We start from the raw sequence: 24,368 nt of genomic DNA, 5'->3' as shown, positions 1-24,368 counted from the left end.
GGGGGAGGGGTGGACCAATTGAAGCGAAATCGGGATCTACATTCGCCATCGGGAACGCACCCCAGAAAACCATTGGGGCTGGGGATCCCATGAGTACGGTCTGATATGCTACCATCCCCCCGGTAGAGTTTCATGGATGCACAGCCGCACTGGGGCCGAATCTTCGAATGAGTCAGCAGAATCTTTCTTCCTTTATTTGGTCCGTGGCGGACCTTCTTCGCGGGGATTACAAGCAGTCGGAGTACGGCAAGGTCATCCTGCCGTTCACCGTGCTGCGGCGTCTGGACTGCGTGCTGGAGCCGACCAAGGCCGATGTGCTCAAGGAGAAGGAGAAGCGGGAGGCCGCGGGACTGAACCCGGAGCCATTTCTGCTGAAGAAATCGAAGTGTTTGTTCTACAACACTTCGCCGTTGGACATCAAAAAACTGATGGGCGACCAGGACAACATTGCTGAGAACATGTTTTCGTATGTCCAGGCGTTCTCGCCGGCGGTCCGCGACATTTTTGAGTGCTTCGATTTCCACACCCAAGTGGAGCGACTCGCCAAGGCGAACCTGCTGTACCTTGTGTCGGAGAAGTTCGCCAACATCGAATTGCACCCCGAGGTCGTGACGAACGAGCAGATGGGGCATGTGTTCGAGGAATTGATCCGCAAGTTCGCGGAGCTTTCCAATGAGACCGCCGGAGAGCACTTCACCCCGCGCGAAGTCATTCGGCTGATGGTCAACTTGCTGTTCATCGAAGACGACGATGCGTTGACCAAGCCGGGGATCGTCCGGTCGTTGTACGATCCTACGGCGGGGACCGGAGGGATGTTGTCGGTGGCCGAGGATCATCTGAGCGGTCAGAACCCTGATGCCCGGTTGGTGATGTACGGGCAGGAGTTGAACGCGGAGTCCTATGCAATCTGCAAGGCGGACATGCTGATCAAGGGCCAAGACATCAGCAACATCATCCACGGCAACACGCTGTCGGACGATGGATTGCCCGATCAGCAGTTTGACTACATGCTCTCCAATCCTCCCTTTGGGGTTGAATGGAAGAAGATTCAGAAGGAGATCAAACGGGAACACGAGCAGGATGGGTTCAATGGTCGTTTCGGCCCGGGCCTGCCGCGAGTGAGCGACGGATCGCTGCTATTCCTGATGCACCTGATCTCCAAGATGCGCCCCACGAAGGACGGCGGCAGTCGCTTCGGGATCGTCCTGAATGGCTCGCCGCTGTTCACGGGGAACGCGGGCAGCGGTGAGAGCGAGATTCGTCGTTATGTTTTGGAAAACGACTTGCTGGAGGCGATCATCGGTCTGCCGACGGACATGTTCTACAACACCGGCATCAGCACCTACGTCTGGATTGTTAGCAACCGCAAGCCAAAGCATCGCAAGGGCAAGGTTCAACTGATCGACGCCAGTGCGATGTGGCAGAAGATGCGGAAGAGTTTAGGCAGCAAACGCAAGGAGCTCAGCGACGAACACATCGCGGAGACCACACGTTTGTTCGGTGACGCTCGGGAGGTCTACGTCGATGCGGAAAGCCGCGAGCCGCTCAGCGAGAAGCAACGTGTCAGCGGCAAAACCCCGTCGGGTCAGCCGCCGGTTCCGATCAGTCGAGTCTTCAAGACGACCGACTTTGGTTACCAGACGATCACGGTTGAGCGACCATTGCTCGACGAGGACGGCCAACCGGTGTTGGAGACACGCGGGAAGAAGAAGGGGCAGCCCAAGCCCGATTCAAAACTGCGGGATACCGAAGAAGTGCCACTCGGCGAAGACATTCACGAGTACTTCGATCGCGAAGTGACGCCGCACGTCCCCGATGCCTGGATCGACGAAGACAAGACCAAGGTCGGTTACGAGATCCCGTTTAATCGTCACTTCTACGTGTTCAAGCCGCCGCGTGAACTGGCCGAGATTGACGCGGAACTAAAGGGCGTCACCGATCGGATCGTCGAGATGATCGGGGAGCTTTCGCAATGAGTTTTTCAGTCTACGAGCATTGCGCGGCGAGCGAATCCCTTGATCTCGGCGAGATTCCAAGTCACTGGGATGCAAAACCGCTCAAGCGAATCGCAGACATCGACAGCAGTGGCTGCTATGGCGTCGATGAGGAAGAAGGCGATATCGGACTTCCAGTAGCAACCACCGCTCAAATCGACGCTGATGGGCGGTTCGTTGTTGATGAGATGCCGAGGCGTGGATTCACGCAAGACGAGGTAGACAGATACTCATGCGAAGACGGTGACATTCTCGTCGTAAAGTCCAGCGGTTCTGCAACGAACATCATTTCTGGGAAAGCTGGACTCGTGGACGAGGACACTCCGCTGTTCATCTTCAGTAACTTCTTAATGCGGATTCGACCTAACCGCACTAAAGCACTTCCCAGCTTTGTTTACGCGGTACTCCGATCACATTTGACTCGACAGCGAGTCGAGCAAATGTGTTCCACAACGACGTATCCCAATCTCCAAGTTCCCGAATACTCATCCGCTCTGATTCCAGTGCCCCCACCAGACGAGCAAAAGGCGATCGCGTCGTTCCTGGATGTGGAAACGTCGAAGATCGACGCTCTGGTGTCGGAGCAGCGTTGTTTGATCGAGTTGCTGAAGGAAAAGCGTCAGGCGGTCATCAGTCACGCGGTCACCAAAGGCCTGAACCCCAACGCCCCCATGAAACCCTCCGGCATCCCCTGGCTCGGCGATGTGCCCCAGCATTGGGAGGTGATACCAGTTAAATTTGGGATCACAAAGATCAGCCAAGGTTTCTCGCCACAGTGCCACAGCGAACCTGCTTCCGAAAACGAATGGGGGGTAGTCAAAGTTGGTTGCTGTAATGAGTTCGACCTGAATGAATTAGAACAGAAAGCTCTACCCTCGGAAGTTGACCCGATTTCCGAATACGAAGTCAAGAACGGCGACATTTTGATGAGTCGAGGCAACACTCTAGATCTTGTCGGGAGTGCTTCTCTGGTTCAGAACGTTCGACCACGTCTCTTGCTTTGTGACTTGGTCTACCGATTCCGTGCTCTTGATGATGAGTTTAATTCAGCGTTTCTTGTCTATTCGCTTCGTTCGGTGAACGTTCGATCGCAAATCGAGTGCAATGCTGTCGGATCAAGCTCGACGATGAAGAAGGTGAGCCAAGAGCTTGTTCGCAACATTTTAGTTTGTCGGCCTCCGATCGAAGAACAAAGCGAGATAGCCAAGAACCTGCACGAACAAGCAGAGACGTTTTCGCAGCTTCAAGCGGAAGCCGAACGAGCCATCGAACTCCTCAAAGAACGCCGCACCGCCCTCATCTCCGCAGCCGTCACCGGCAAGATCGACGTTCGAGAATTCGCTGCTAAGGAGGCTGTCGCATGAGTCTCTACAACGAGATCGAATTTGAAAACGACATCTGCAACGATCTCGCAGCTCACGGCTGGCTATACGCAGAGAAAGACGCCGCCGACTACGATTGTCAGCTGGCTCTGTTTCCGCCGGACGTCGTTGCCTGGGTAAAAGAATCTGAACCGGATGCCTGGGAAGCACTGTCAAAGAATCATGGTGCTTCGGCGGAAGCAACACTGCTCGATCGGCTGCGTCATTCGATCGACAAGTCCAGCACACTGAACGTGCTGCGGAATGGATTCGACGTTTTGGGATTGAAACGCTCGCTCCGCATGGCCCAATTCAGGCCGGCGATGGGGACGAACGCGGACATCATGAAACGGTACGAGGCGAACCGGCTTCGTGTCATCCGGCAAGTCCGCTACTCGGAAAACAACGAGAACAGTATCGACCTGGTGCTGTTCGTGAACGGTATCCCCGTCGCGACGGTGGAGTTGAAAACGGATTTCACGCAAGGCATCGACGATGCGGTCGATCAGTACCGCTACGACCGAGACCCGAATCCGAAGGGAAAGGCGAAGGAGCCGCTGCTGTCGTTTGCGACGGGGGCACTGGTGCATTTTGCCGTCAGCAGCAGCGAAGTGCGGATGACGACCAAGCTGGCCGGAAAGAAAACGACATTTCTGCCGTTCAACCAGGGGAGCAACGGACCGGGACAAACGGGCGCGAAGGGGAATCCGCCGAACCCCGACGGCTACATGACCGCGTATTTGTGGGAACAGGTTTGGCAGCGGGACGGTTGGCTGGACATCCTGGGCCGATACATGGTCGCCGAACGTGACCAGAAAAAACAGATCAAGGCGTTAATCTTTCCCCGGTACCACCAACTCGATGTCACCCGCAAATTGCTCTCTGCCGTTTTGGACGAGGGACCGGGACGCAAGTACCTGATTCAGCACTCGGCGGGCAGCGGGAAGACGAAGTCAATCGCTTGGGCGGCGCACTTCCTGGGGGATCTGCACGATGCGTCGGACAGCAAGGTTTTTGACTCGGTGATCGTCGTTTCGGATCGCACGGTGATCGACAGCCAACTCCAAGACGCCCTCGAAGCGTTCGAGCGGACCAAGGGAGTCGTGGCAACGATCAAGGGCGGCAGCGGCAGTAAGAGCGGCGAGTTAGCGGAGGCCCTCTCCGGTGACAAGAAGGTGGTGGTCTGCACCATTCAAACGTTTCCGTTTGCCCTGGAGACGGTTCGGGAATTGGCGGCGACCGAGGGCAAGCGGTTCGCGGTGATCGCGGACGAGGCGCATAGCTCCCAGACGGGGCAAGCGGCGGCCAAGTTGAAACAGGTGCTTTCGCCGGAGGAGCAAGCGGATCTCGCCGACGGCGGGGAGATTAGTACGGAGGACATCTTGGCCGCGCAGATGCAGGCGAGGGCGGCGGACACCGGAGTGACTTACGTTGCTTTCACTGCGACACCGAAGGCAAAGACGCTGGAGACGTTCGGCAGAGTGCCCGATCCGAGCAAGCCGAACGGCGCCGGGAACTTGCCCGCGCCGTTCCACGTCTACTCGATGCAGCAGGCGATCGAGGAGGGATTCATCCTGGACGTCTTGCAGAACTTTACGAGTTACAAAGTGGCGTTCCGGCTCGCCAATCAGGGGAAGGAGATCAGCGACAAGGAAGTAGGGCACGGCGAGGCGATGAAGGGCTTGATGCGTTGGGTGCGGTTGCACCCGTACAATATCGCCCAAAAGGTCCAGATCGTGGTGGAACATTTCCGGGAAACGGTCGCTCCCCTGCTCGACGGGAAGGCCAAGGCGATGGTCGTGACCGGAAGCCGCAACGAGGCGGTCCGCTGGCAACTGGCGACCCAGAAGTACATCGAGAAATCCGGTTACGAGATCCGATCACTGGTCGCGTTTTCGGGCGAGGTCTCTGACAAGGAACTCGGACCTGAGCCGTTCAAGGAGTCGAGCGTCGAGTTAAACCCGAGCCTAAAGAGTAGCATTCGCGAAGCGTTTAAGGGCGACGAGTATCAACTCCTGCTTGTGGCGAACAAGTTTCAGACGGGGTTCGATCAGCCGCTGCTGTGCGGGATGTATGTCGACAAGAAACTGGCCGGAATTCAGGCGGTCCAGACCTTGTCGCGTCTGAACCGGTGCCACCCGGGAAAAGACAAGACGTTTGTCTTGGACTTTGTGAACGAGTCGGCGGACGTCCTGGATGCGTTTAAGACGTACTACACGACCGCGACCCTGGAGGATTCGACGGACCCGAATCTGATTCTTGACCTTCGGGTCAAGTTGGACGAATTCGGTTTTTACGACGAGCACGAGATCGACCGGGTCGTCGCGGTCGAACTGGATCCGAATTCGAAGCAGAAGCAACTCGACGCGGCGATCAAGCCGGTGGCCGAGCGGTTGCTGAAACGGTTTTCGTCGGCGAAGGCAGCACTGAAACAGGCGGAGCAGGACGAGGACAAAAAGGCGGCGGAGTCGGCGAAGGATGAAATGAAGTCGCTCATTCTGTTCCGGTCCGATGCGTCGACGTATCTTCGGGCGTACACGTTTCTGTCACAGATTTTTGACTACGGGAACACGGATTTCGAGAAACGCGCGATCTTCTTCAAGTACCTGGTTCGACTGCTTAAATTCGGTCGCGAGCGAGAAGGCGTGGACTTGTCCCAAGTCGTTCTGACCCATCACTCGATCCGCGATAGGGGCGAGCAGAAGATGGGCCTGCCCGGTGAGGAGTACCCGACGCTGAAACCGCTCGACGGGGCCGGGACGGGGCAGGTGCGGGACGAAAAGAAGGAGTACCTCAGCGAGATCATTTCCAAACTGAACGACCTCTACGGCGCAGACGTGACCGATGGCGACCTGCTGTCCCACGCGACGACCCTGAACGAAAAGGTTTTGGAGTCGAAGACGTTGCAGCAGCAAGCGGCCAGTAACACGAAGGAGCAATTTGCAGCGTCCCCGGACCTTGGGAGGGAAATCACCGATGCGATCATCGACGCGATGGACATCCAAGAAGATCTGAGCGCCCGCGCGTTGAACTCGGAGAAGATCCGCGAGGGCCTGAAGGCGATCATGCTAAACCAACTCAACCTCTACGAACAGCTTCGGTCGCGGGCAGCCCAATAGAGCAATGACCTTTTTGCGATCACTACCTCATCTCAACTGAACTTCAGCGCCGATGACCCTCTCCGAACTGGTAGAACAGTGGTACGCCCTTCACCGTCGACTGGCAGCTGTCAATTCATCGACCGAAAACAAACGGCTGGATAACGGAGACTGGTACGATACCATCGGTGACAAAGCAGTCGAGATGCTTGAAGAACTACAACGATTCTGTGGGCATTCCGATGAATTGGATCTATTGATCGATGAAGTATCCCGGGGCTGTGAACCAGCCCAAGGATTGCCAACGCGGGATCAACTCCGCGGGCTGAAAGAGCTTGACCCCAATCCGGATGGTCCAGTTTTACCTAAGGGTTGGCGACACGCTGGGCACGTGTATACGAACATCGAGCCTCGCCCGAGCAAATTAGTCAGTTTCCTTTGGAAGCTGAGTGACCGATCGGCCGAGTGGGATGATCTGGCTGAACCGGTTTGGGGTGACCGAGCGGCCACTCTGAAGGAAGGCCAGGCGGTCGAATCTGCGTGCAGGAAAGCGAATAAATTCTTTCGTGACAATAAGATCCCCTGGAAAGTCAGCTATGCCGCGGCACCTGATTACACAGTGACGTTGAAGAAAACTGTTTAGCGGAAAATCTGAAATCGCCGGTTTCGGCGGGTCAGTCGCCGGTGGCGTTTGAAAAGATCTGAGTGTTGTTTAATTCAATTGACACTCAGAGGTTTCAATGAACGTTCAAAAAGACGACGAGTACCTTCCGATCGCAGTTGCTTTCGAGAAGGAGACCGGGTATCGCCCTGCCGATTGCACCGCGTGGAGGTGGGCGAAAAAAGGTTGCGGAGGCGTCAAGCTGGAAACTCGGATGTTTGGCGGACACCGCAAGACAACGCGTCGATTCGTTCGCCAGTTTATCGCCGAGCGAACTGCCAAGGCGGAAGGCGATGGCAGTGCGATCCAAAATACGCCTCGTCGAGAGGTAACCCGCCGTGATAAGGAAATCGCCCGGGCGAATGCCCAATTAGACCGGGAGCTGGGCAAGTGAGCATCAATCCCGGATCGTCGGGGTGTGAGACACACCCCATAAAAAAGGGGCCGCCGATGTTCGTTCGACAAGCCCCCGATAGAAGTCACCAAGATCTTACCATTGCCTCGGTCAGAAGCAACCGAAAACGGGTTGACGCTTCACTCAACGATTTGATTGGCCAGGCGGCGGTTGCTGGTCTGGATCTGTGCCGTGGGTCAGACTTGTTTTGTTGTCCGACCGTTGGCGAAGTATTGCGCATGCCATTGGACGATGCAATCGTTCTAACGGCGCGCGCTGATTTGTCATGCAAGGAGCACACTGCGCTCTACCAGCGACTAACGCAGGGGAGGCGTCAGGATGAACACTGAACTGTTTGAACTGATGTTGGACTTCGTCGACAATGGGGTCTCTGTGCTTCCGATCGCGACGGATGGTACGAAAAAGCCATTCAGTCAGCTGCTTCCAGTTGTCGGTGGCAAGTCGAGTTGGTTGCCATTTCAATCGCGACTGCCTGTTTGTGCGGAAATGCGCGACTGGACAAAGCACAAGATCGGCTTCGGGTTGGTTTGCGGGCGTGTCAGCCGAGGCGTCGAGGTTCTAGATTTCGACGAACTCGCCGATGCCGTTTTTCCCCGATGGCTTGGGAAGTTGCCAGTTTTGATCCGCCATGGATTGTGTGTGGTCGAAACGCCGTCGCATGGCTACCACGTCATCTACCGTTCTGATCGGGTGTGCAGATCTGAGAAGATCGCAATGACGGCTAATGATGAGAATGGCCACCGCAAGACGATCATCGAATCGCGAGGGGAGGGGGCTTATATCGTGGCAGCCGGGTCACCGGTTGAGACTCACATCTCGGGGCGCCCGTACTGCCAAGTCATGGGGCTGCCGCTTCCGACGATTCCAGTCGTTTCACAGGAAGAACGGACTGCCATGTGGGTAGCTGCCGCGTCGTTTGATGAGCGTCAGGCTAACAGCGTGACTGAGAGTGTGATCAAGCGGCGCGCGAATCAGTATCGTGCCGCCGCAGGAGCAATTTCGGAGCTCGATACCAGCACTCCGTGGGGAGACTTCTCAGCGCGAGCCAACTGGGCGGACATCTTGCTTCCCCATGGATGGACATCCAGAGACGGAATCAACTGGACTCGTCCAGGTAAACGGCACGGTACAAGCGCCAAATTGGTCAAGGCGATGGACGGCACAACGGTCTTGACCGTCTTCAGCGGCAACGCAGGGGTGTTGGCTCCGGTGTCAGGGGATCACCAAACGTGGAACCCGTTTTCTGCCTTTGTGGCCCTGGAGCATGGCGGAGATCGCAAGCTGGCAGCGGTCGCAGCGAGGAGGATGGGCTATGGAGTCTAACATCATCCTAGACGATGTCCCTCCGCACATGATGTCGGCTCAGATCGATCAGGCGGCAAGGGACCGGGTGCGTGGCGGTTCCGGTGAGAAGTCGACCGTCACAGTGACCAGTGTCTTGGACCAATTGCTTGAGCGATTGCAGTCGGGAAAAGGCGACACGCTATACAAGCTGGACGAGGCACTCAATGGGTTTGAAATTGGGCCGGGACTGCTCACCGTCTTGGGGGCGCCTCCAGGCGTGGGAAAGACTGCTCTAGCAGGACAAATGGCGTTTGAAGCGATCCATCAAAATCCCGGATTGAAGGTTTACATTGCGAACGCTGAAACTGATCCGGTGAAACTGCTGTCGCGGGAATTGGCAAGGCGATCCGGGCTGCCAATGCGAGCTGTCCGGTTTGCGGATTTGACTCAGAAGCAGTTGGCGTTGGCCGAACGGACAATTCGGGAGATTCAGGCGGAGGCCGAGTCCCGAATGGAGTTGCTTCCGCTGCATCACTGCGATGGCAAGGGGCTCGTTTCGCTGGCAGCAGACTGTGATCCCGGCTTTCTCGTGGTGGATTACATCCAGAAATTTGCGAGATCAGGAGTCGATGCCAGATTGGCGATGAACGAACTGATGGCAAATCTGCGATTGATGGCCGCCAGCGGTTGGGGAGTGTTGTGCCTATCCGCAACGTCGCGCACTTACAGCAAGGGTGGCTCTAGCCATGACACGGAAAAACTATCACTGGCAAGTTTTAAAGAATCAGGCGAGATCGAGTTCAATGTTGATGCAGCCTACTTGCTGCGAAACAACGGGGACGTCGATCCCGGTAGGCTGATTCGCAAAGTCACGCTTGATTGCCAAAAGAACCGGCATGGAGAGACGAAAGCGGTCGAACTGCACTTTGATAGGGCGCATATGTCATTCGATGCGCCAGAGCCTGAAATCGGTACGTATGACGGTGCCCCGGCCGAGTTCGGAAGTAGTTTGCCATGGATGGCAACGAGATGAACAGGAAACGGAAATCCGACCGGCGTTGGGAGTCCGGGCGGTGGATTCATGGAGAACTGCTACCGTCTTTAGAGACTCCGGGCCAGGCTGCCGTTGCGATGTTTTGTTGGTTTCATGCGTGGGGCGAGAAATGCGAATTCAACGCAACCGCTCAGCAGATTAAAGACGCAGTGCACCTGTCGACGCGACAGGTTAAGCGGATCCTCAAAGAGCTTGAGCGGGGTGGCGTGATCAAGACGGTGAGCGTAGGGGTAGGACGCGGCAACCCGTCGGTTCGGCAATTTACAGGAAAGTTGTTCACCAAGAGGGAGAACGAAAAAAGGTGTCATGAGTGTCACCCTTTGACGCAATAAAAGGTGACATAGGAAGCACGAAAAGGTGTCACCTATGTCACCCACACAGATACATATAGACCGTGGGCGTCAAAGACGCTCCCCGGTCCAAGAAAATCCAGCTCAAATGACGACGCAGGGTTTCGCGCGCACCACAGCTTTGCGGTGTCTCTGACGAGAAGCCGGACCCGGTGTCAGCGGTTGCTGGCGTCCGTCAGCATTCCGACTGATCGAGAGAGGTGGCCAGAGGCGCCAGAATGAACCCGTGTTGTGCTGCAATGGTGGCAGCGAGATCCGGGTTGGTTGCGAGAATCGATGACATTGCGTCACAGGAAGCTCGATTGACTTCGCGATCCAGTTCCTTGTCTGTCATCCCCGTTGGGTCGATATGGGTGTCCGGGTGTTGGGCGACCCAGTCTAGCAGGGCGATCAGAGCCTCAACGGACCGAATACGCCGCACAGCGGTTGCCTCGCTATAGGCTGCCATCCAAGCGTTGGCGATTCCCATTGATCCACCAAACCGATCCCAAAGTGGATTGATGATGCCTTCGATCGCAAGCCGCTTTTGTTTGTGCTTGGCGAGGGATGCCCAGGCATGGCTCATGGCGCGCTTGTCGGCACTTACACGGCAGCGTTCCCGACGTGCACGCTCCTTTGTCCGATGGCATTCGTTGCAATGGTTGGCGCGATACATTCTGCCTTTGTGTTTACGCTGAATGCGAAAACGGGAGAGCGGCTGGTGTTCTAAACAGAGCCGACATTGCCGAGTGGCATCGGGAGAGATGAATGTGCGTGGCTGGCCGGAGGGCCGAGCAGTATCGATTCTGTCGTGTGTTTGCGTCATCCAAAAAGTATCGCAAACACCGGGAGTTTCGTCCAATCGGTCGACCGTTGCGCCACGCCGTTACGCCATCAATGGACAGACGAAGTGGAAGCGGATGCGAGCGGGCACACTGTCCAAAGTTTTGGACAGTCGCGGACAGTCTGCCCAGTTTTTCCGCGTGTTTCTGATCATGTATGAAAACGTTTGCAACTTGTTGGGAATCTGATATGGTGCGGCAAAACACGAGGAAATTGCCGATAAAGTGCGTCCGTCGGAGATCGTTGACATCGTAGAGGTCACAGATTCGAATTCTGTATCGCCCACTCCCGAAAACCCCGTGAAACCAAGCGTTTCGCGGGGTTTTGTCGTTTCCACCGCCGGCGGCATCATCGCCATCGATTGGACCTTGATGCCCCTGCCCCTCTTGACGAATACAATTGGCGAAACGGGGGACGGCGTCGTCAAGGTTCCAACTGAGAATCCCACGCGAGGAGATGGTACGCATGCGCCGCATTTGCCGCCTTTCTGTCATCGCTTTGGGAATCACGCTCATTGTCGGAGGTGACGCACCGGCTCAACCCTTGGTCGACACGGCAGAGAGTCTGGAAAGCCTAGTCGTGAATGCGGATCGCGTTTGGGTCGCAAAAATCGTTGGCGTCCGAGACGAGCCGATCCCCGGTGGTTCAAAGATGCCCGGCATCGCGATCGCCGTTGAAGAAACACTGAAGTACCCTCTGCTGGAGCAACGCCATGACAGAATGGGGCTGTTCGTCGAACACCCGACGGCAAGATACAAAGCGTTTGCAACGCATTCGAGCCGCCTATTGATTACGCATAGCGATTGTTGCCAGTCCTCACCGAAGCTGATCGAATTGACTCCGGGCAAGGTCGAACTCTTCCTGGCCGACTTTACCGTCCTGCACGAACCTGACGCCGTCGTCCGTGCGGCCAAAGAGATCATCCGCCGCACGCCACCCCATGTGCGGCAACTGCATACGGTTCGTCTCATGATTCCACAGAAAGTCCTCGTGGACACCAATCTGGGACCCTACGGACAATTGATCGTACCGGTTGACGAGCGGCTGGAACAACGCGCGATCGGCTTCCTGACATCCGAGAGTTATTCCAGGCGATCCGAAGGTGTCACGATCCTGCGGTACTTCAAATCCGATGCCAACATCAACCGCTTGCGCACGCTGCTCGGGGACGCGGGGTTCAGCCAACAGTTGGCCGTTGATGGGAACCGAACAAAATACTACGGCGTCCGCGATGACGCCTACCAAACGCTCAGGGCCTGGGGGATCGAAGTCGAACGCCCCGTGATTGCCGAGCCCGACGGCCGAGATGGTGAGTGAATCGAGCGTGAGAACGCGTCCGCGTGGGCACCCTGAACGAGGGAATGAGTCGTAGAATCTCCTGCCATCATGCCGTCAAAACTGCCCAGAATCGTCCGCTCAAGAACGCAAGTCGCTCCGTGAAACGCTGATCCGACGGTTGAAGAGACCGTTGATTCTTTCTTTTACGGTGTGTAGAACTACAGTCTGTAAAAGTTCGGGCAGCAGTGAAAACGTCGGATTTGGCAGGTGGGTGCGATGCCGTTGAGATTGACCGGCCAGCAATTGGCGATCATGCGTTTGCTTTGGGACCGTGGCGAGATGACGGTCGCCGACGTTCAGGAATCGCTTCGCGGAAGCGACAGACCTGCCTATTCGACCGTTGCGACGGTGCTTGGCCGTTTGGAGAAGCGTGGCTTGGTGCGTCATCGGGCGGAGGGGCGGACTTATCACTTTTCGCCTGCCGTTTCCGAGACAGGTGTCGTTCGCGAGGTCGTCGATCGTGTTTTTGGTGGCAGTGCGACGGCGCTTGTCAGTCACTTGCTCGAGAACGAGGAACTCGTCCAAGGGGAACTGGAAGAGATCAAACAACTGATCCGAGAACATGAACGATCAAGTCAATCCGACCGCTCTTCGGAGGCGGAATCATGATCGGGATCGGCTCCATTCTGACTCCGATCGCGTCGGCGTTCCTGTTGACTTATCTGGTTTACTCCACCGTGACGACGGCGCTGGCGTGGGGGATTTGCCACTCGCGTTGCATGAAATCGGCTGTCTCGCGGGTGCGTTGTTGGAAGCTTGCAATTCTGCTGCCAATTGGGTTGTCGGCCGTTGCGACGGTGGTCCCCGCCCCTTGGTTGCCGGTGTTTCGGATTCAGCCAATGGCTGCCGGCGTGCAGAACACTACCCCGATCGGCGAAAGCCACCAGACTCTACTACCCAGGCAGCGCATGCGACCGGAGCGTGCGAGCCTGCCGACCGTCAAGCAATCGCAACGCCACGGATCGATTTCACGCCGTGGCGAATCCGCGGGCATCGAATCAAGTCGCGGTGAGCTCCACGCCACATCCCCGTCTTGGCTGAGCCTGTTTGCCGGAACGTTGATTGTGGCCTGGCCCCTCGGCATGCTGGTTGGTCTGGGCTGTCTAACCAGCGATCTGTTGAAGCTGAACCGATTGATTCGCTCCGGCCGTTCAATCACCACGGGCCCACTTTATTGGGAAACCTCAAAACTGCGCGAACGGATGCAGCTTCATCGTTCGGTTCGATTGCTGGAGTCGCCGCGGGTGAACAGCCCGTTTGCGGCGGGATGGTGGTCGCCCTGCATCTTGCTGCCGAGCGGTTGGATGGAACAACTTTCCGCAGCATGTCGGCAAGCGGTCTTGGCGCATGAACTCTCGCACATCGTCACTCGCGACGCGATCTGGAATCTGCTCTCACAAATCGTTTGTCGCACATTCTGGTTTCAGCCACTGAATGTTGTGTCCGTTCGCCATCTTCGGCGTGACATGGAATTCGTGGCCGACCATCAGGCCGCGCGCATCATTGATAATCCCGCCGATCTCGCCCGATCGCTCGTGCAACTCGCCGAACGACTAAAGAGCCCTTCGGGCAAGGTAAGCAACGTTCCCGCTATTGCCGCAGGCATGTCTGTCCATGCGAGCGGACTGAAAGGGCGTGTGTCGGCTGTGTTGAGTTACCAAGGTCCGGCATCCGAGCCAATCGTTGGTACAAAAATGGTCGGATTAACCTGTCTTGTTTGTTTCGTCTTGCTGATCGGTGTCCCACGTTTCGGGATTCCAGCTTCCAATCATTTCTCGGGAGAGACTTCTGGCATGCATATCGCAATAAAAAAACTGGGACTACTGACCGCGCTCGTGGCCGCCGCGACCACATCACCGGCGGACGACACGATTGGCCAAGCAAAGATGGATCGGACCAGCGGCGTGGTCGGACGGACGGATTCCAACAACGGACTTCCCGATGGCTTGAATCAGTTCAGCGGGATGCTGATCGGCGAAATGGTGGAACGTGACATCGAACGCGGCAACTTTACGGTCAAGGTTCAATATGTTGCCCGCGTTTGGGAGAACAACAAGGCTCCCAGACCGCGCTCCGTTGTCGGAAAGCAGGTCACGGTTACCGGAGTGACGGGCAAATGGTTGGACGAGCTGCTGTTGGTACGACCGGGCGAAACAGTCGAGTTCGAGGCTCAGCATCGCGGCGGCAATGCATTGACCTTTCCGGGCGAGTGGTTGAAAAAGGTACCGGCTTTTGATCCGGCCGAGCATCCCGTACCGGCCGAAGGATTCCGCGGGTTTTCGGGGATGGTCACGGGACAAATCGTCAAGAAAGACCCGACCAGCCGCGAGCTTCACCTGCGCATTGACGCCATCGAAAAAGCCTTTGAAAAAAACAAAGCGAGATCGGCGGCAGACGCCATCGGCAAAGAAATCGTGCTCGCCGGTTTTTGGGCTCGGATGAGCAAGCCGTTCGACAAACTGGAGAAAGGCGATCGAATCCGGGCAGGTGTCTTGCATCGTGTTCCACAAAGCGATCACTTCACCGTCATTGAATTAGCCGAGAAAATCGCCAAGGGAGAACAACATTCGGATGTCACCACGGAAAGCCCCACCCCTTCGAGCGGGTTTCCTGACGGCATGAAAGGATTCCGTGGAATCTTGCGTGGCAAGCTGATCAACAAGGACGTGGAGAAAGGCACGTTGGTCTTCGAAGCGGATCGGGCCACCCGTACCTGGAAGGCCAACCGCGCCAGCGACACGGACAGTTGCCGCGGCCGTCAATTTCTGGTCACCGGCATTTCAGGAAAGTGGATCGATGTCCTGATCACGTTGAAGACTGGCGATCTGATCGAGGTCGAAGCCTTTCATAACTCCGGCGAACACCTCGACTTCATTGCGGAGTGGTTGAAGAAAGTTGATTAGTGCTCTGTCAGCGTAAAATATCACTTGCCATGCGAAGAAGAATCTACCCGTTCGCCGCGATCGCGATCACGGTTGCCTTGCTTGGCCCCGGGAACCTGTGGGCGGAGCAACTCGACACTTCCATCGAAAAACGATTCGGAACGTCAGCGGCAAGTGCGCCGCCCGACTTTCAAAAGCACGTCATCCCGTTGATCAGTCGACTCGGCTGCATCGGCCGCGCCTGCCATGGTTCCTTCCAGGGCCGCGGCGGGATGTCGCTTTCGCTCTTCGGATACGATTTCCAGGCAGACCGCGAGGCGCTGACGGGAAAGAGCCACTCGGAATCGGGACACCGTGTCGACGTGACGAATCCCGACCAGAGTCTAATTCTCTTGAAAGCCACCGAAACGATCGGGCATGAAGGCGGGCAACGGTTCGAGCCAGATTCGTGGCAGTATGGAGTGCTGCGAGCTTGGATCGCGGCAGGAGCGCCGAGGGAGAAACGCGAGCAACACCTTGACTCGCTGGAAGTGCATCCCCAACAGTTGAAATGGAACGGGCTTCAGCAGTCCGCCGCGATCCGAGTCACCGCCATCTGGTCGGATGGAACTAAAGAGGATGTGACCGGCATCACGAGGTTTCGTTCCAACGATGACGCCACGGTTCGGATTGACGCGGAGGGGCGTGCCGAAGCCGTCGGTTTCGGGGATACACATCTCGTCGCGTTCTACGACAACGGCGTGGCATCGATTCCCGTGGTGGTTCGGAACCCCAAGCAGCCAACGGCTCCTTGGCCGATCGATCCGGAACCGTCACCGATCGACCAACGGGTCAACCAGAAGCTGCGATTTCTGGGGATCGTCCCGTCGCAGCGGTGCGATGATTCGGAATTCATTCGTCGTGCATCGATCGATTTGACCGGCACACTTCCGAGTCCGCAGGAAGTACAAGCCTTCTTAGCCGATCCATCTCCGCATAAACGGTCATCAAAGATAGACGATCTACTACGTCGTCCGGCGATGGCCGCCTGGTGGGCGAACAAGCTGTGCGATTTCACCGGCTGCAACCCAGGCCAGCAAGCCGAGCTTGGACAGGAGTTTGCCCAGCAATGGTACATGTGGATTTACCAGCGGCTTCGCGACAACGTGCCGTACGATGAAATCGTCGAAGGAATCCTGCTCGCACGTGGCCGCGATGATGACGAATCGTATCGGGACTATGCCGAGAAAATGTCGTCTTACTTTCGTCAGGACAACGCGGGTGACTTTGCCGACCGCTCGACCATGCAGCACTATTGGAGTCGGCGCTCGCTTGGTGAATCGTCGGAAAAAGCGCTCGCCGTCGCACACAGTTTCATGGGGATTCGCTTGCAATGTGCCCAGTGCCACAAACACCCTTGGGATCAATGGACACAGGAAGACTTTGATCAATTCAGCCACTTCTTTGACGATGTCCAATACGGCGTTCGTCAAGACGCCGAACCCGTCTATCGAGAGCTTGCGGGAAACGTCGGACTTCAACTTCGCAAGGGGCAGGAAGGTGCACCGATCCGCCCGGAACAGTTGGCTTATGCCCGGGAAGGCAAGACGATTCCTTGGCGAGAGGTTTATCTTCGAGCGCGCGAACAGCCCAAGCGTCTGTCTCTGCTCGGTCAGCAAAGCGTGTTTCTGAAGCCCGACGGCGATCCACGAAGGGCGATCATGGACTGGCTGCGGCAACCGGAGAACCCTTGGTTCGCCAAGGCGATCGTCAACCGCGTTTGGGCGAGTTGTTTCCACGTGGGAATCATCGATCCGCCGGATGATTTGAACGCCGCCAATCCGCCCAGCAATCCGGAGTTGCTGGACTATCTGGCGACCGAATTCGTCAAGCGGGACTACGACCTGCGGTGGCTGCTCGCTGAAATCACCAACTCTTCGGCATGGCAGCGAAGCGTTCGGCCCAATGCGACCAATTTGAACGATCGCAAACACTTCAGTCGTGCGATCCCGCGAAGAATCCCCGCGGAAGTCGCCTACGATGCCATGAAGCAAGTCCTCTGTGCGAGTACGCAACAAGAATCGGTGCGAGAGGATCTGTCACGTCGTGCCGTCGGTCATCTGTCAATGCGAATGGCCGGGACGTATGCGATGCATGTCTTTGGGAAACCAGAACGGGCGGTGACGTGTGACTGTGAACGCGTGAACGAACCCTCGCTGCTGCAGTCGGTCTTCATGCAAAACGACCCGTTGGTTCTGATTTTGCTTGGCGACAGCGGCTGGTTGGCCGAGATACGTGAACACCAACAGCCAACCACCGCGGTGCAACAGCGGTGGATCGAGGAAGCCTGGTTGAGAGCATTCAGCCGACCGCCTCGCTCGGAAGAGCTGGAGCGTGCGCTCTCACATCTTTCGTCAGCCCCGTCCGTTGGCGAAGGCATGGAAGATCTGTTGTGGAGCTTGTTCAACACGAAAGAGTTCTTGCTGAATCACTGATGAGAGTTGAAATGAATCGTTTTTCCAATCCCTGCTGCTCGCGTCGAACCGCGATCAAAATCGGCACGCTGGGTTTCGGGCTCGGCTTGGGTGACTACTTTCGATTGGCAAACGCCAGTGAAACGCGGTCGACGGATCGATCGGCGGTTCTGGTCTTTTTGAAAGGAGGTCCGTCGCATCAAGACACGTTTGACATGAAGCCCGATGCACCGGCGGAATATCGCGGCGAGTTCCGGCCGATTCGCACCAACGTCCCAGGCATAGAGATTTGTGAGCACTTGCCGCGGTTGGCAAACTGTGCGGACCAATATTCGATCCTTCGCGGGATCTCGCACAATTTAGCCGATCACAGCATCGGCACTTCGTACCTGCTGACCGGCAATCGCCCGACCCCCACGGTGCAGTACCCGATGTACGGCAGCGTGGTCAGTCACCAGCATGCCGCGGTACGCGATATTCCATCATTCGTCTCGATCGATCGTCCGTTGGGTGGCCCAGGTTTTTTGGGGCCGGAGTATGGACCGCTTTCGACCGGGGAAAAGCCACAGCACGGTTTGCCGTTTCGCGTGCGAGGGATTTCGCTCGACGACGGGTTGTCGATCGAGCGTTATCGTTCACGCGCTGCGTTGGCGGAGGACTTCGATACGCTTTTTCGTGGTGTGGAGTCGCTCGATGACCAGGTCCGCAGCATGGATCGTTTCCAGCGACAGGCATTCGATTTGATCAGCTCGCCGCGCTGCCGCGACGCGATGGACTTGGCGAAGGAGCCGGAGAGCGAAACGCAACGTTTCGGAAAGCACGAATTTGGTCAATCGTTGATGATGACGGCACGCTTGGTCGAAGCCGGCGTCCGATTTGTCACCGTGATTCTGGAAGATTGGGATACGCACCAGGAGAACTTCAACGAATTGGGGGGACGACTGCTGCCGCCGCTGGACCAGGGGCTTTCCGCGTTCCTGGATCGATTGAACCAGCGGGGAATGCTTCAGTCGACAACGGTCTTGGTGACCGGTGAGTTTGGACGCACGCCGAAGATCAACAACAAAGCAGGACGCGATCACTGGGCTCGGGCGATGACGTCAATTCTTGCCGGTGCTGGCGTGAGCACAGGACAAGTCGTAGGCGAAACCAATGACAAAGCCGAAGAGCCGGTGGGCACCGGCTTCACCCCGGATGATCTGGCGGCAACGTTTTACTCGGCACTCGGAATCGATCCCAAAATGGAGTTTGACAGCAACGTCGGTCGCCCGATCACGCTGGTTCGCGACGGCAAGCCCATTTCGCGGATCTTAAGCTAAACGGTCTTCGAGCCCCTGCCAGCCGGTGCCGTACAACGCGGCGGTCGATGCAACCGAGGGCAGTGGGTTTCTCGGTGAGTGTTGCGCGAGAGGAAAAGTAACGATGGGCAAAACGATCACAGCCGAAATCGTTTGCCCCCATCGTTTTGCCCCCATCGTTTTGCCCCCCATTGTTTTGCCCCCCATTGTTTTGCCCCCCATTGTTTTGCCCCCCATTGTTTTGCCCCCCATTGTTTTGCCCCCCATTGTTTTGCCCTTCCTTCGAGGATGGGGCAACGGTCGTGCAATCGGACCAATAGGACACATAGGACATATCTGTCCCATACGCCCTATTGGTCCTATTGGCTCCATCGCGTGATGTCGTCTTCGCTAGCGACACGACACGGCGAACTGCCTCCGACGCAATCTGATGGAGCGATCACTGTTCTCCCGTCATGTCGCGGATAATTTCATCCCAGCCCGACGGTTCGCTTTGGCCGGCTCGTACGACCGGCACGCCGCGAGACCCCGGCAGATTGACCTGCTCTCGCAGTTCGGTTTCCAGTCGATCGGCACCGGGAAGGTCACACTTGTTGATCACGATCATGTCAGCGATTTCCAGCAAACCCGCCTTCTCCCATTGAATCGCGTCTCCCGATTCCGGCTGCAACAGCAAGTAGACACGGTCGACGTGCTGGCGGATCGCAACATCGCCTTGGCCGACGCCGACACTTTCCACCAATACCAAATCGAATCCGAAGTGGGCTAGCACGAGAAGCATCTGGTCTAAACGGTGTGCAATCCCCTGTTGGCCGCTGGGGACTGCGAGACTGCGGATGAAAACGCGTTCGTCGCTGCCGGCGGACATGCGGACGCGGTCCCCCAGTAAGGCGCCTCCGGTGATTGGACTTTGCGGGTCACATGCTAACACCGCGACGCGTTGATCCCGCTGCACCAGCCTGGGCAACAGGTTGGCAATCAGCGAACTTTTGCCCACACCGGCACTCCCGGTGAAGGCCATCACACGCGTCGTTTTACCGGCGCGCTGACGGTGCAAATCGTTCAGCATCGTCGCGGACAGTCCGCCTTGCTCGATCAGCGACAGCAGACGCCCCAGCAAGACACGATCGGGGAGCGCGACACGATCGCCCGAGTCAACGCCACTCGTCAGATCAACGGTTTCGGTTTGCTGTGGCGAACGCTGACGCAAAAAGTCAACGATCTCTGCAATCGAAGTCCCCGGACCGAACACACCGCACACGCCGAGTTGCCTCAGACGCTCGGTGTCCTCTTTCGGAATGATGCCCCCGACCAGACACTCGGTGTGTTGATTCCCCGTTGCTCGAAGTGCGTCGATGACACGGGGAACCAACGTCATGTGTGCACCGCTCAACAGGCTCAGCCCCAACCAATCGGCGTCTTCCTCGGCCGCGGCGGCGGCGACGGCATCTGGACTTTGCCAAATGCCGCCGTAGATCACATGGTAGCCGGCGTCGCGTAGCCCGCGTGCGACGATCTTGATCCCACGGTCATGTCCGTCCAAGCCCACCTTGGCCAACAACACCCGATTCGATCGTAGAACGTTCGCTCCAGCACATTGTGCTTCGGGGGATCCGGTCGGTATTTCGGTAGCATTGGGGGACATTGAATTCGCTCTCGACGACACTACATTTGCCTAGCTCCCTGTCGGCCAAAAATCTCCGCCATCGCGGCGGTGATTTCTCCCACGGTGGCGCGCGTCCGTGCGGCCTGGATCAAAGCCGGAAAGACGTTTTCACCGCAACGAGCGGCATCGCGGACCGCTTGCAGCGAACGCTGGACCTCGTCACGGCTTCGCTGCTGTTTCACACGTCGAAGTCGCTCCAGTTGTCTGCTCTCCGCCATCGGGTCGACCTCGTGCAATTCAAGCGGCTGTTCGTCCGGCTCGACACAATCGGTGACGCCCACGATCTTCTTTTCACCACGGTCGATCGCAGTCTGGTATTGATAAGCGGCGTCGGCGATCTCACGACGAAAGAATCCCGTTTGGATGGCGGCCAGCATCCCGCCCGCTTGATCGATCTTCTCAAAATACGATCGGGCTTCCCGAACCATGGCGTCAGTCATCGACTCGATCGCGTAGCTCCCGCCCAGCGGGTCCACCGTGTTGGTCACTCCGGTTTCCAGTGCCAAAACTTGTTGCGTCCGCAGCGCCAGCGTGGCGGCATGTTCGGTCGGCAACGCAAGCGTTTCGTCCATGCAATTGGTGTGTAACGACTGGCATCCACCGAGCACCGCGGCCATGGCTTGATAGGCCACTCGGATCAAGTTGACCTGGGGTTGTTTGTCGTAAAGCGAACAGCCGGCAGTTTGTGCGTGAAACCGCAATTTCCACGACGCCGGATCCTGGGCGTGGAATGATTCCCGCATTAGGGTCGCCCACAGTCGTCTCGCCGCACGATACTTGCTGACTTCCTCCAGCAAATCGTTGTGGGCATTGAAAAAGAAACTCAGCCGTGGGGCGAACCGATCGATCGCGAGCCCCCGCCGCAAGGTTTGTTCGACGTAGTGACGACCATCAGCGAGCGTGAACGCCAGTTCTTGGCTTGCCGTCGATCCCGCCTCGCGGATGTGGTAGCCACTGATGGACACGGTGTTCCAACGCGGCACGCAGTCGGTACAGTATTCGATCAGATCGACAACCAGACCGACGGACGGCTCAGGTGGAAAAACGAATTCGTTCTGCGCGTGAAACTCTTTCAGGATGTCGTTTTGGATCGTCCCGCGCAGCTCGCGAACGTCGAATCCCCGCTCTTGCGCGGCCGCCAAATAAAACGCCATCAGAATCGCAGCGGGAGCGTTGATGGTCATCGAGACGGAGATTTTTTCCAAGTCGATGCCGTCGTACAGCACCAACATGTCATCCATCGTGTCGATCGCAACACCAAGACGTCCGACTTCGCCGCCGGATTTCGGATCGTCGCTATCGAGCGCCATCAGGGTTGGCAGATCGAACGCGGTGCTGAGACCGGTTTGTCCCTTGCGCAGCAATACACGAAAACGCTCGTTCGTTTCGGACGCGGTTCCAAACCCGGCAAACTGCCGCATGGTCCACAAACGCCCCCGATACATCGTTTCGTGGATGCCGCGCGTGTAGGGATACCGTCCGGGGTTGCCGATGTCCTGATGCACGTCGACCTGTGACAGGTCCGCATCGCTGTAGACCTGTTTGACCGCAACGCCGCTGACCGTCGTCGGTTGCTGCCGCGGCGCAGACGTTTGGCTGTGGAGTGTGGTCGCCACCAGCATCTCCTTCGAAAAGAACTCCGCCCGTATGGCACGGGTACACGTGTTGGTGCCCAAGCTTTCGCCGCCCACCCCCGCTGCTCCCGGTACGACGTCCCTTCCGCGACGTCGTCTCTCGCTGCTCCGGGTACGATGGCCCTTCCGGGCCGTCGTCTCTCGCTGCTCCGGGTACGATGGCCCTTCCGGGCCGTCGTCTCTCGCTGCGGAGCAGCGAGAGGAAATCGCCTAAAGGCTAAACACCAACCAAATCAAATCAGCCCCTGTTTCCATTCTACAAGTCGTCGCCGGAGCGTTCGAGACTTCTCGTTGCGTGGCATCAGGTCGCCGGTTCAGAATCCGTGATTCGCGGGTCCCTGGGCCATTGCGGGATATAATGAAACATTGCGGCGACGTGTTGGACACGTCGACAAACGATCGATTTGTTCACGGTGTCATTATGAATGACTTGCGCGATGTGACCGAAGCATTGATGCGTGACGAAAGTCGGATCCGCGAAGCCAGCGGACGCGAGACCAACGGAGGTGCAGCCAAACAACGTCACTCCGACCGGCTATCGGCTCGGCAGCGAATCGGCGCGTTGGTGGATCCCGGCAGCACGTTTTTTGAACTGGGAATCTGGGCCGCTTGGCGGATGTACGACCAGTGGGGCGAGGTACCGGCGGCAGGCGTTATTGTGGGGATCGGCCGCGTCTGCGGGCGACCGGTGATGGTGGTCGCCAACGATTCCTCGGTGAAGGCCGGCGCGTTCTTTCCCCAGTCCGTCAAGAAGGTCTTGCGCGCCCAGAAGATCGCGATGCGGTTTCGGCTGCCGTTGTTGTACCTGGTTGATTCGGCCGGAGTGTTCTTGCCGTTGCAAGACGAGATCTTTCCCGATGAAGATGACTTCGGCCGCATCTTTCGCAACAACGCCGTCCTTTCCGCGATGGGGGTTCCGCAGTATGCGGCGGTGATGGGAAACTGCATCGCCGGCGGTGCTTACCTGCCCGTTCTGTGCGACAAACTGTTGATGACCGACGGCAGCCAGATGTGCCTGGCCGGTCGCTCGCTGGTCAAAGCGGCGATCGGGCAGGACGCCGACCCGGAATCCTTGGGCGGCGCAAAAATGCACTCCCAGATCAGCGGCACGGTCGATTTTCGCGAGCCCGATGACGAAGCCTGCATCGCTCGCTTGCGATCGCTGGTCGGCTTGCTGCCCGACTTGCGATCCAGGGACCGAGCCAATTCGGACGTTATCGATCGCTTCCAAACCGAACGTCCCGCCGAAGACCTGTACGATTTGGTGTCTGCCGACGGCCGCCGGGAATTCGATACCCGCGATGTGATTCGTGCGATCGTCGATGCCGATTCGATACAGGAATACAAATCCGAATACGGGCCAACGTTGATCACAACGTTTGCCAAACTTTGCGGTCGGGCGGTGGGCATCGTTGCCAATCAACGCAAACGATCGATGACCGCAGAGCACCAGTTGCAGATCGGCGGTGTGTTGTACGGCGACTCGGTCGAAAAGGCAGCTCGTTTTGTCAACGACTGCAATCAAGTCGGATTGCCGCTGATTTTTCTTCAAGACGTTCAGGGATTCATGGTCGGTGTCGCTGCCGAACAATCGGGCATCATTCGCTCGGGGGCCGAACTGGTGCATGCGGTCAGCACCGCGACCGTACCCAAGTTGACGGTCATCATTGGCGGCTCCTTCGGCGCCGGTAACTATGCGTTGTGCGGAAAAGCCTACGATCCTTGGCTGATCGTGGCCTGGCCCAACGCGAGGTACGCGGTGATGGGAGCTGCCTCGGCCGCCGGCACACTAACCGACCTGAGAATTCGTGATGCGCATCGGCAAGGTCACGAATACTCCACGCAAGAACGTGACCAGCTCTATCAAGAGACTTTCGATCGCTACCAGGCACAAACCGACATTCGGTACGGCGCGGCACGCGGTTGGGTGGATGCCATCATCGCACCCGACCACACCCGCCGTTGGCTCCACACGGCCTTGGAGATCCTGCCCGACAGGTCGAAGTGCAATGATTTATCCGCTGACGTGAACTTGGTTTGATCCACGTCCGGCAAACG

16 protein-coding genes are annotated in these 24,368 nt (G+C 57.3%); 13 read left to right on the top strand and 3 right to left on the bottom strand.

Annotated features, from left to right (window positions below):
• Window positions 1–167 precede the first annotated feature (167 nt).
• From Mal15_RS27320 to Mal15_RS27290, 7 genes are all read left to right on the top strand, one after another.
• On the top strand, window positions 168–1,976 hold the full coding sequence (locus Mal15_RS27320; protein WP_147870664.1) for a type I restriction-modification system subunit M: 1,809 nt from the start codon (window positions 168–170) through the stop codon (window positions 1,974–1,976).
• Window positions 1,973–3,358, top strand: coding sequence for a restriction endonuclease subunit S (locus tag Mal15_RS27315; protein ID WP_147870663.1), 1,386 nt, complete (start codon window positions 1,973–1,975; stop codon window positions 3,356–3,358). The genes Mal15_RS27320 and Mal15_RS27315 overlap by 4 nt, the downstream gene beginning before the upstream one ends.
• On the top strand, window positions 3,355–6,474 hold the full coding sequence (locus Mal15_RS27310; RefSeq protein ID WP_147870662.1) for a type I restriction endonuclease subunit R: 3,120 nt from the start codon (window positions 3,355–3,357) through the stop codon (window positions 6,472–6,474). The genes Mal15_RS27315 and Mal15_RS27310 overlap by 4 nt, the downstream gene beginning before the upstream one ends.
• Window positions 6,475–6,526: 52 nt before the next feature.
• Window positions 6,527–7,096, top strand: coding sequence for a hypothetical protein (locus Mal15_RS27305; RefSeq protein WP_147870661.1), 570 nt, complete (start codon window positions 6,527–6,529; stop codon window positions 7,094–7,096).
• A 97-nt stretch (window positions 7,097–7,193) separates the two neighbouring features.
• The gene (locus Mal15_RS27300; RefSeq protein ID WP_147870660.1) at window positions 7,194–7,508 is read left to right on the top strand and encodes a DUF1580 domain-containing protein; all 315 of its coding nucleotides are present in this window, start codon (window positions 7,194–7,196) and stop codon (window positions 7,506–7,508) included.
• A gap of 339 nt (window positions 7,509–7,847) precedes the next feature.
• Complete coding sequence (locus tag Mal15_RS27295; protein ID WP_147870659.1) at window positions 7,848–8,852, top strand: bifunctional DNA primase/polymerase; 1,005 nt, start codon at window positions 7,848–7,850, stop codon at window positions 8,850–8,852.
• Window positions 8,842–9,846, top strand: a complete 1,005-nt coding sequence (locus tag Mal15_RS27290; RefSeq protein WP_167547084.1) for a DnaB-like helicase C-terminal domain-containing protein — start codon at window positions 8,842–8,844, stop codon at window positions 9,844–9,846. The genes Mal15_RS27295 and Mal15_RS27290 overlap by 11 nt, the downstream gene beginning before the upstream one ends.
• Before the next feature lie 546 nt (window positions 9,847–10,392).
• Here Mal15_RS27290 and Mal15_RS27285 read toward each other — a convergent pair.
• Entirely contained in the window at window positions 10,393–10,872 is a 480-nt protein-coding gene (locus tag Mal15_RS27285; RefSeq protein WP_147870657.1) for a hypothetical protein, read from the bottom strand.
• Window positions 10,873–11,504: 632 nt separating this feature from the next.
• Here Mal15_RS27285 and Mal15_RS27275 point away from each other — a divergent pair.
• The 5 genes from Mal15_RS27275 (at window position 11,505) to Mal15_RS27255 (ending at window position 19,031) form a co-directional block, all read left to right on the top strand.
• Window positions 11,505–12,356 carry a hypothetical protein gene (locus Mal15_RS27275; protein ID WP_147870655.1) on the top strand — a complete coding sequence of 284 codons (852 nt, stop codon included), beginning with the start codon at window positions 11,505–11,507 and terminating at the stop codon, window positions 12,354–12,356.
• 237 nt (window positions 12,357–12,593) lie between these two features.
• Window positions 12,594–12,986, top strand: a complete 393-nt coding sequence (locus tag Mal15_RS27270; protein ID WP_147870654.1) for a BlaI/MecI/CopY family transcriptional regulator — start codon at window positions 12,594–12,596, stop codon at window positions 12,984–12,986.
• Entirely contained in the window at window positions 12,983–15,280 is a 2,298-nt protein-coding gene (locus Mal15_RS27265) for a M56 family metallopeptidase (RefSeq protein ID WP_147870653.1), read from the top strand. The genes Mal15_RS27270 and Mal15_RS27265 overlap by 4 nt, the downstream gene beginning before the upstream one ends.
• A gap of 29 nt (window positions 15,281–15,309) precedes the next feature.
• Window positions 15,310–17,733, top strand: coding sequence for a DUF1549 and DUF1553 domain-containing protein (locus Mal15_RS27260; RefSeq protein WP_147870652.1), 2,424 nt, complete (start codon window positions 15,310–15,312; stop codon window positions 17,731–17,733).
• Window positions 17,734–17,744: 11 nt separating this feature from the next.
• Window positions 17,745–19,031 carry a DUF1501 domain-containing protein gene (locus Mal15_RS27255; protein WP_147870651.1) on the top strand — a complete coding sequence of 429 codons (1,287 nt, stop codon included), beginning with the start codon at window positions 17,745–17,747 and terminating at the stop codon, window positions 19,029–19,031.
• A 418-nt stretch (window positions 19,032–19,449) separates the two neighbouring features.
• On the opposite strand, the gene Mal15_RS27245 is transcribed toward Mal15_RS27255, so the two are convergent.
• Window positions 19,450–20,574 carry a cobalamin-dependent protein gene (locus tag Mal15_RS27245; protein ID WP_233903057.1) on the bottom strand — a complete coding sequence of 375 codons (1,125 nt, stop codon included), beginning with the start codon at window positions 20,572–20,574 and terminating at the stop codon, window positions 19,450–19,452.
• A gap of 101 nt (window positions 20,575–20,675) precedes the next feature.
• A complete protein-coding gene (locus Mal15_RS27240; RefSeq protein WP_233903056.1) occupies window positions 20,676–22,292 on the bottom strand; it encodes an acyl-CoA mutase large subunit family protein in 1,617 nt (538 codons plus the stop codon).
• Window positions 22,293–22,731: 439 nt separating this feature from the next.
• On the opposite strand from Mal15_RS27240, the gene Mal15_RS27235 reads away from it, so the two are divergent.
• The gene (locus Mal15_RS27235) at window positions 22,732–24,351 is read left to right on the top strand and encodes an acyl-CoA carboxylase subunit beta (protein ID WP_147870647.1); all 1,620 of its coding nucleotides are present in this window, start codon (window positions 22,732–22,734) and stop codon (window positions 24,349–24,351) included.
• Window positions 24,352–24,368 lie beyond the last annotated feature (17 nt).

Origin of the sequence: Stieleria maiorica, from assembly GCF_008035925.1 — a bacterium.
Taxonomy (GTDB): domain Bacteria; phylum Planctomycetota; class Planctomycetia; order Pirellulales; family Pirellulaceae; genus Stieleria; species Stieleria maiorica.
This window is presented reverse-complemented; position numbering and strand designations above follow the sequence as displayed.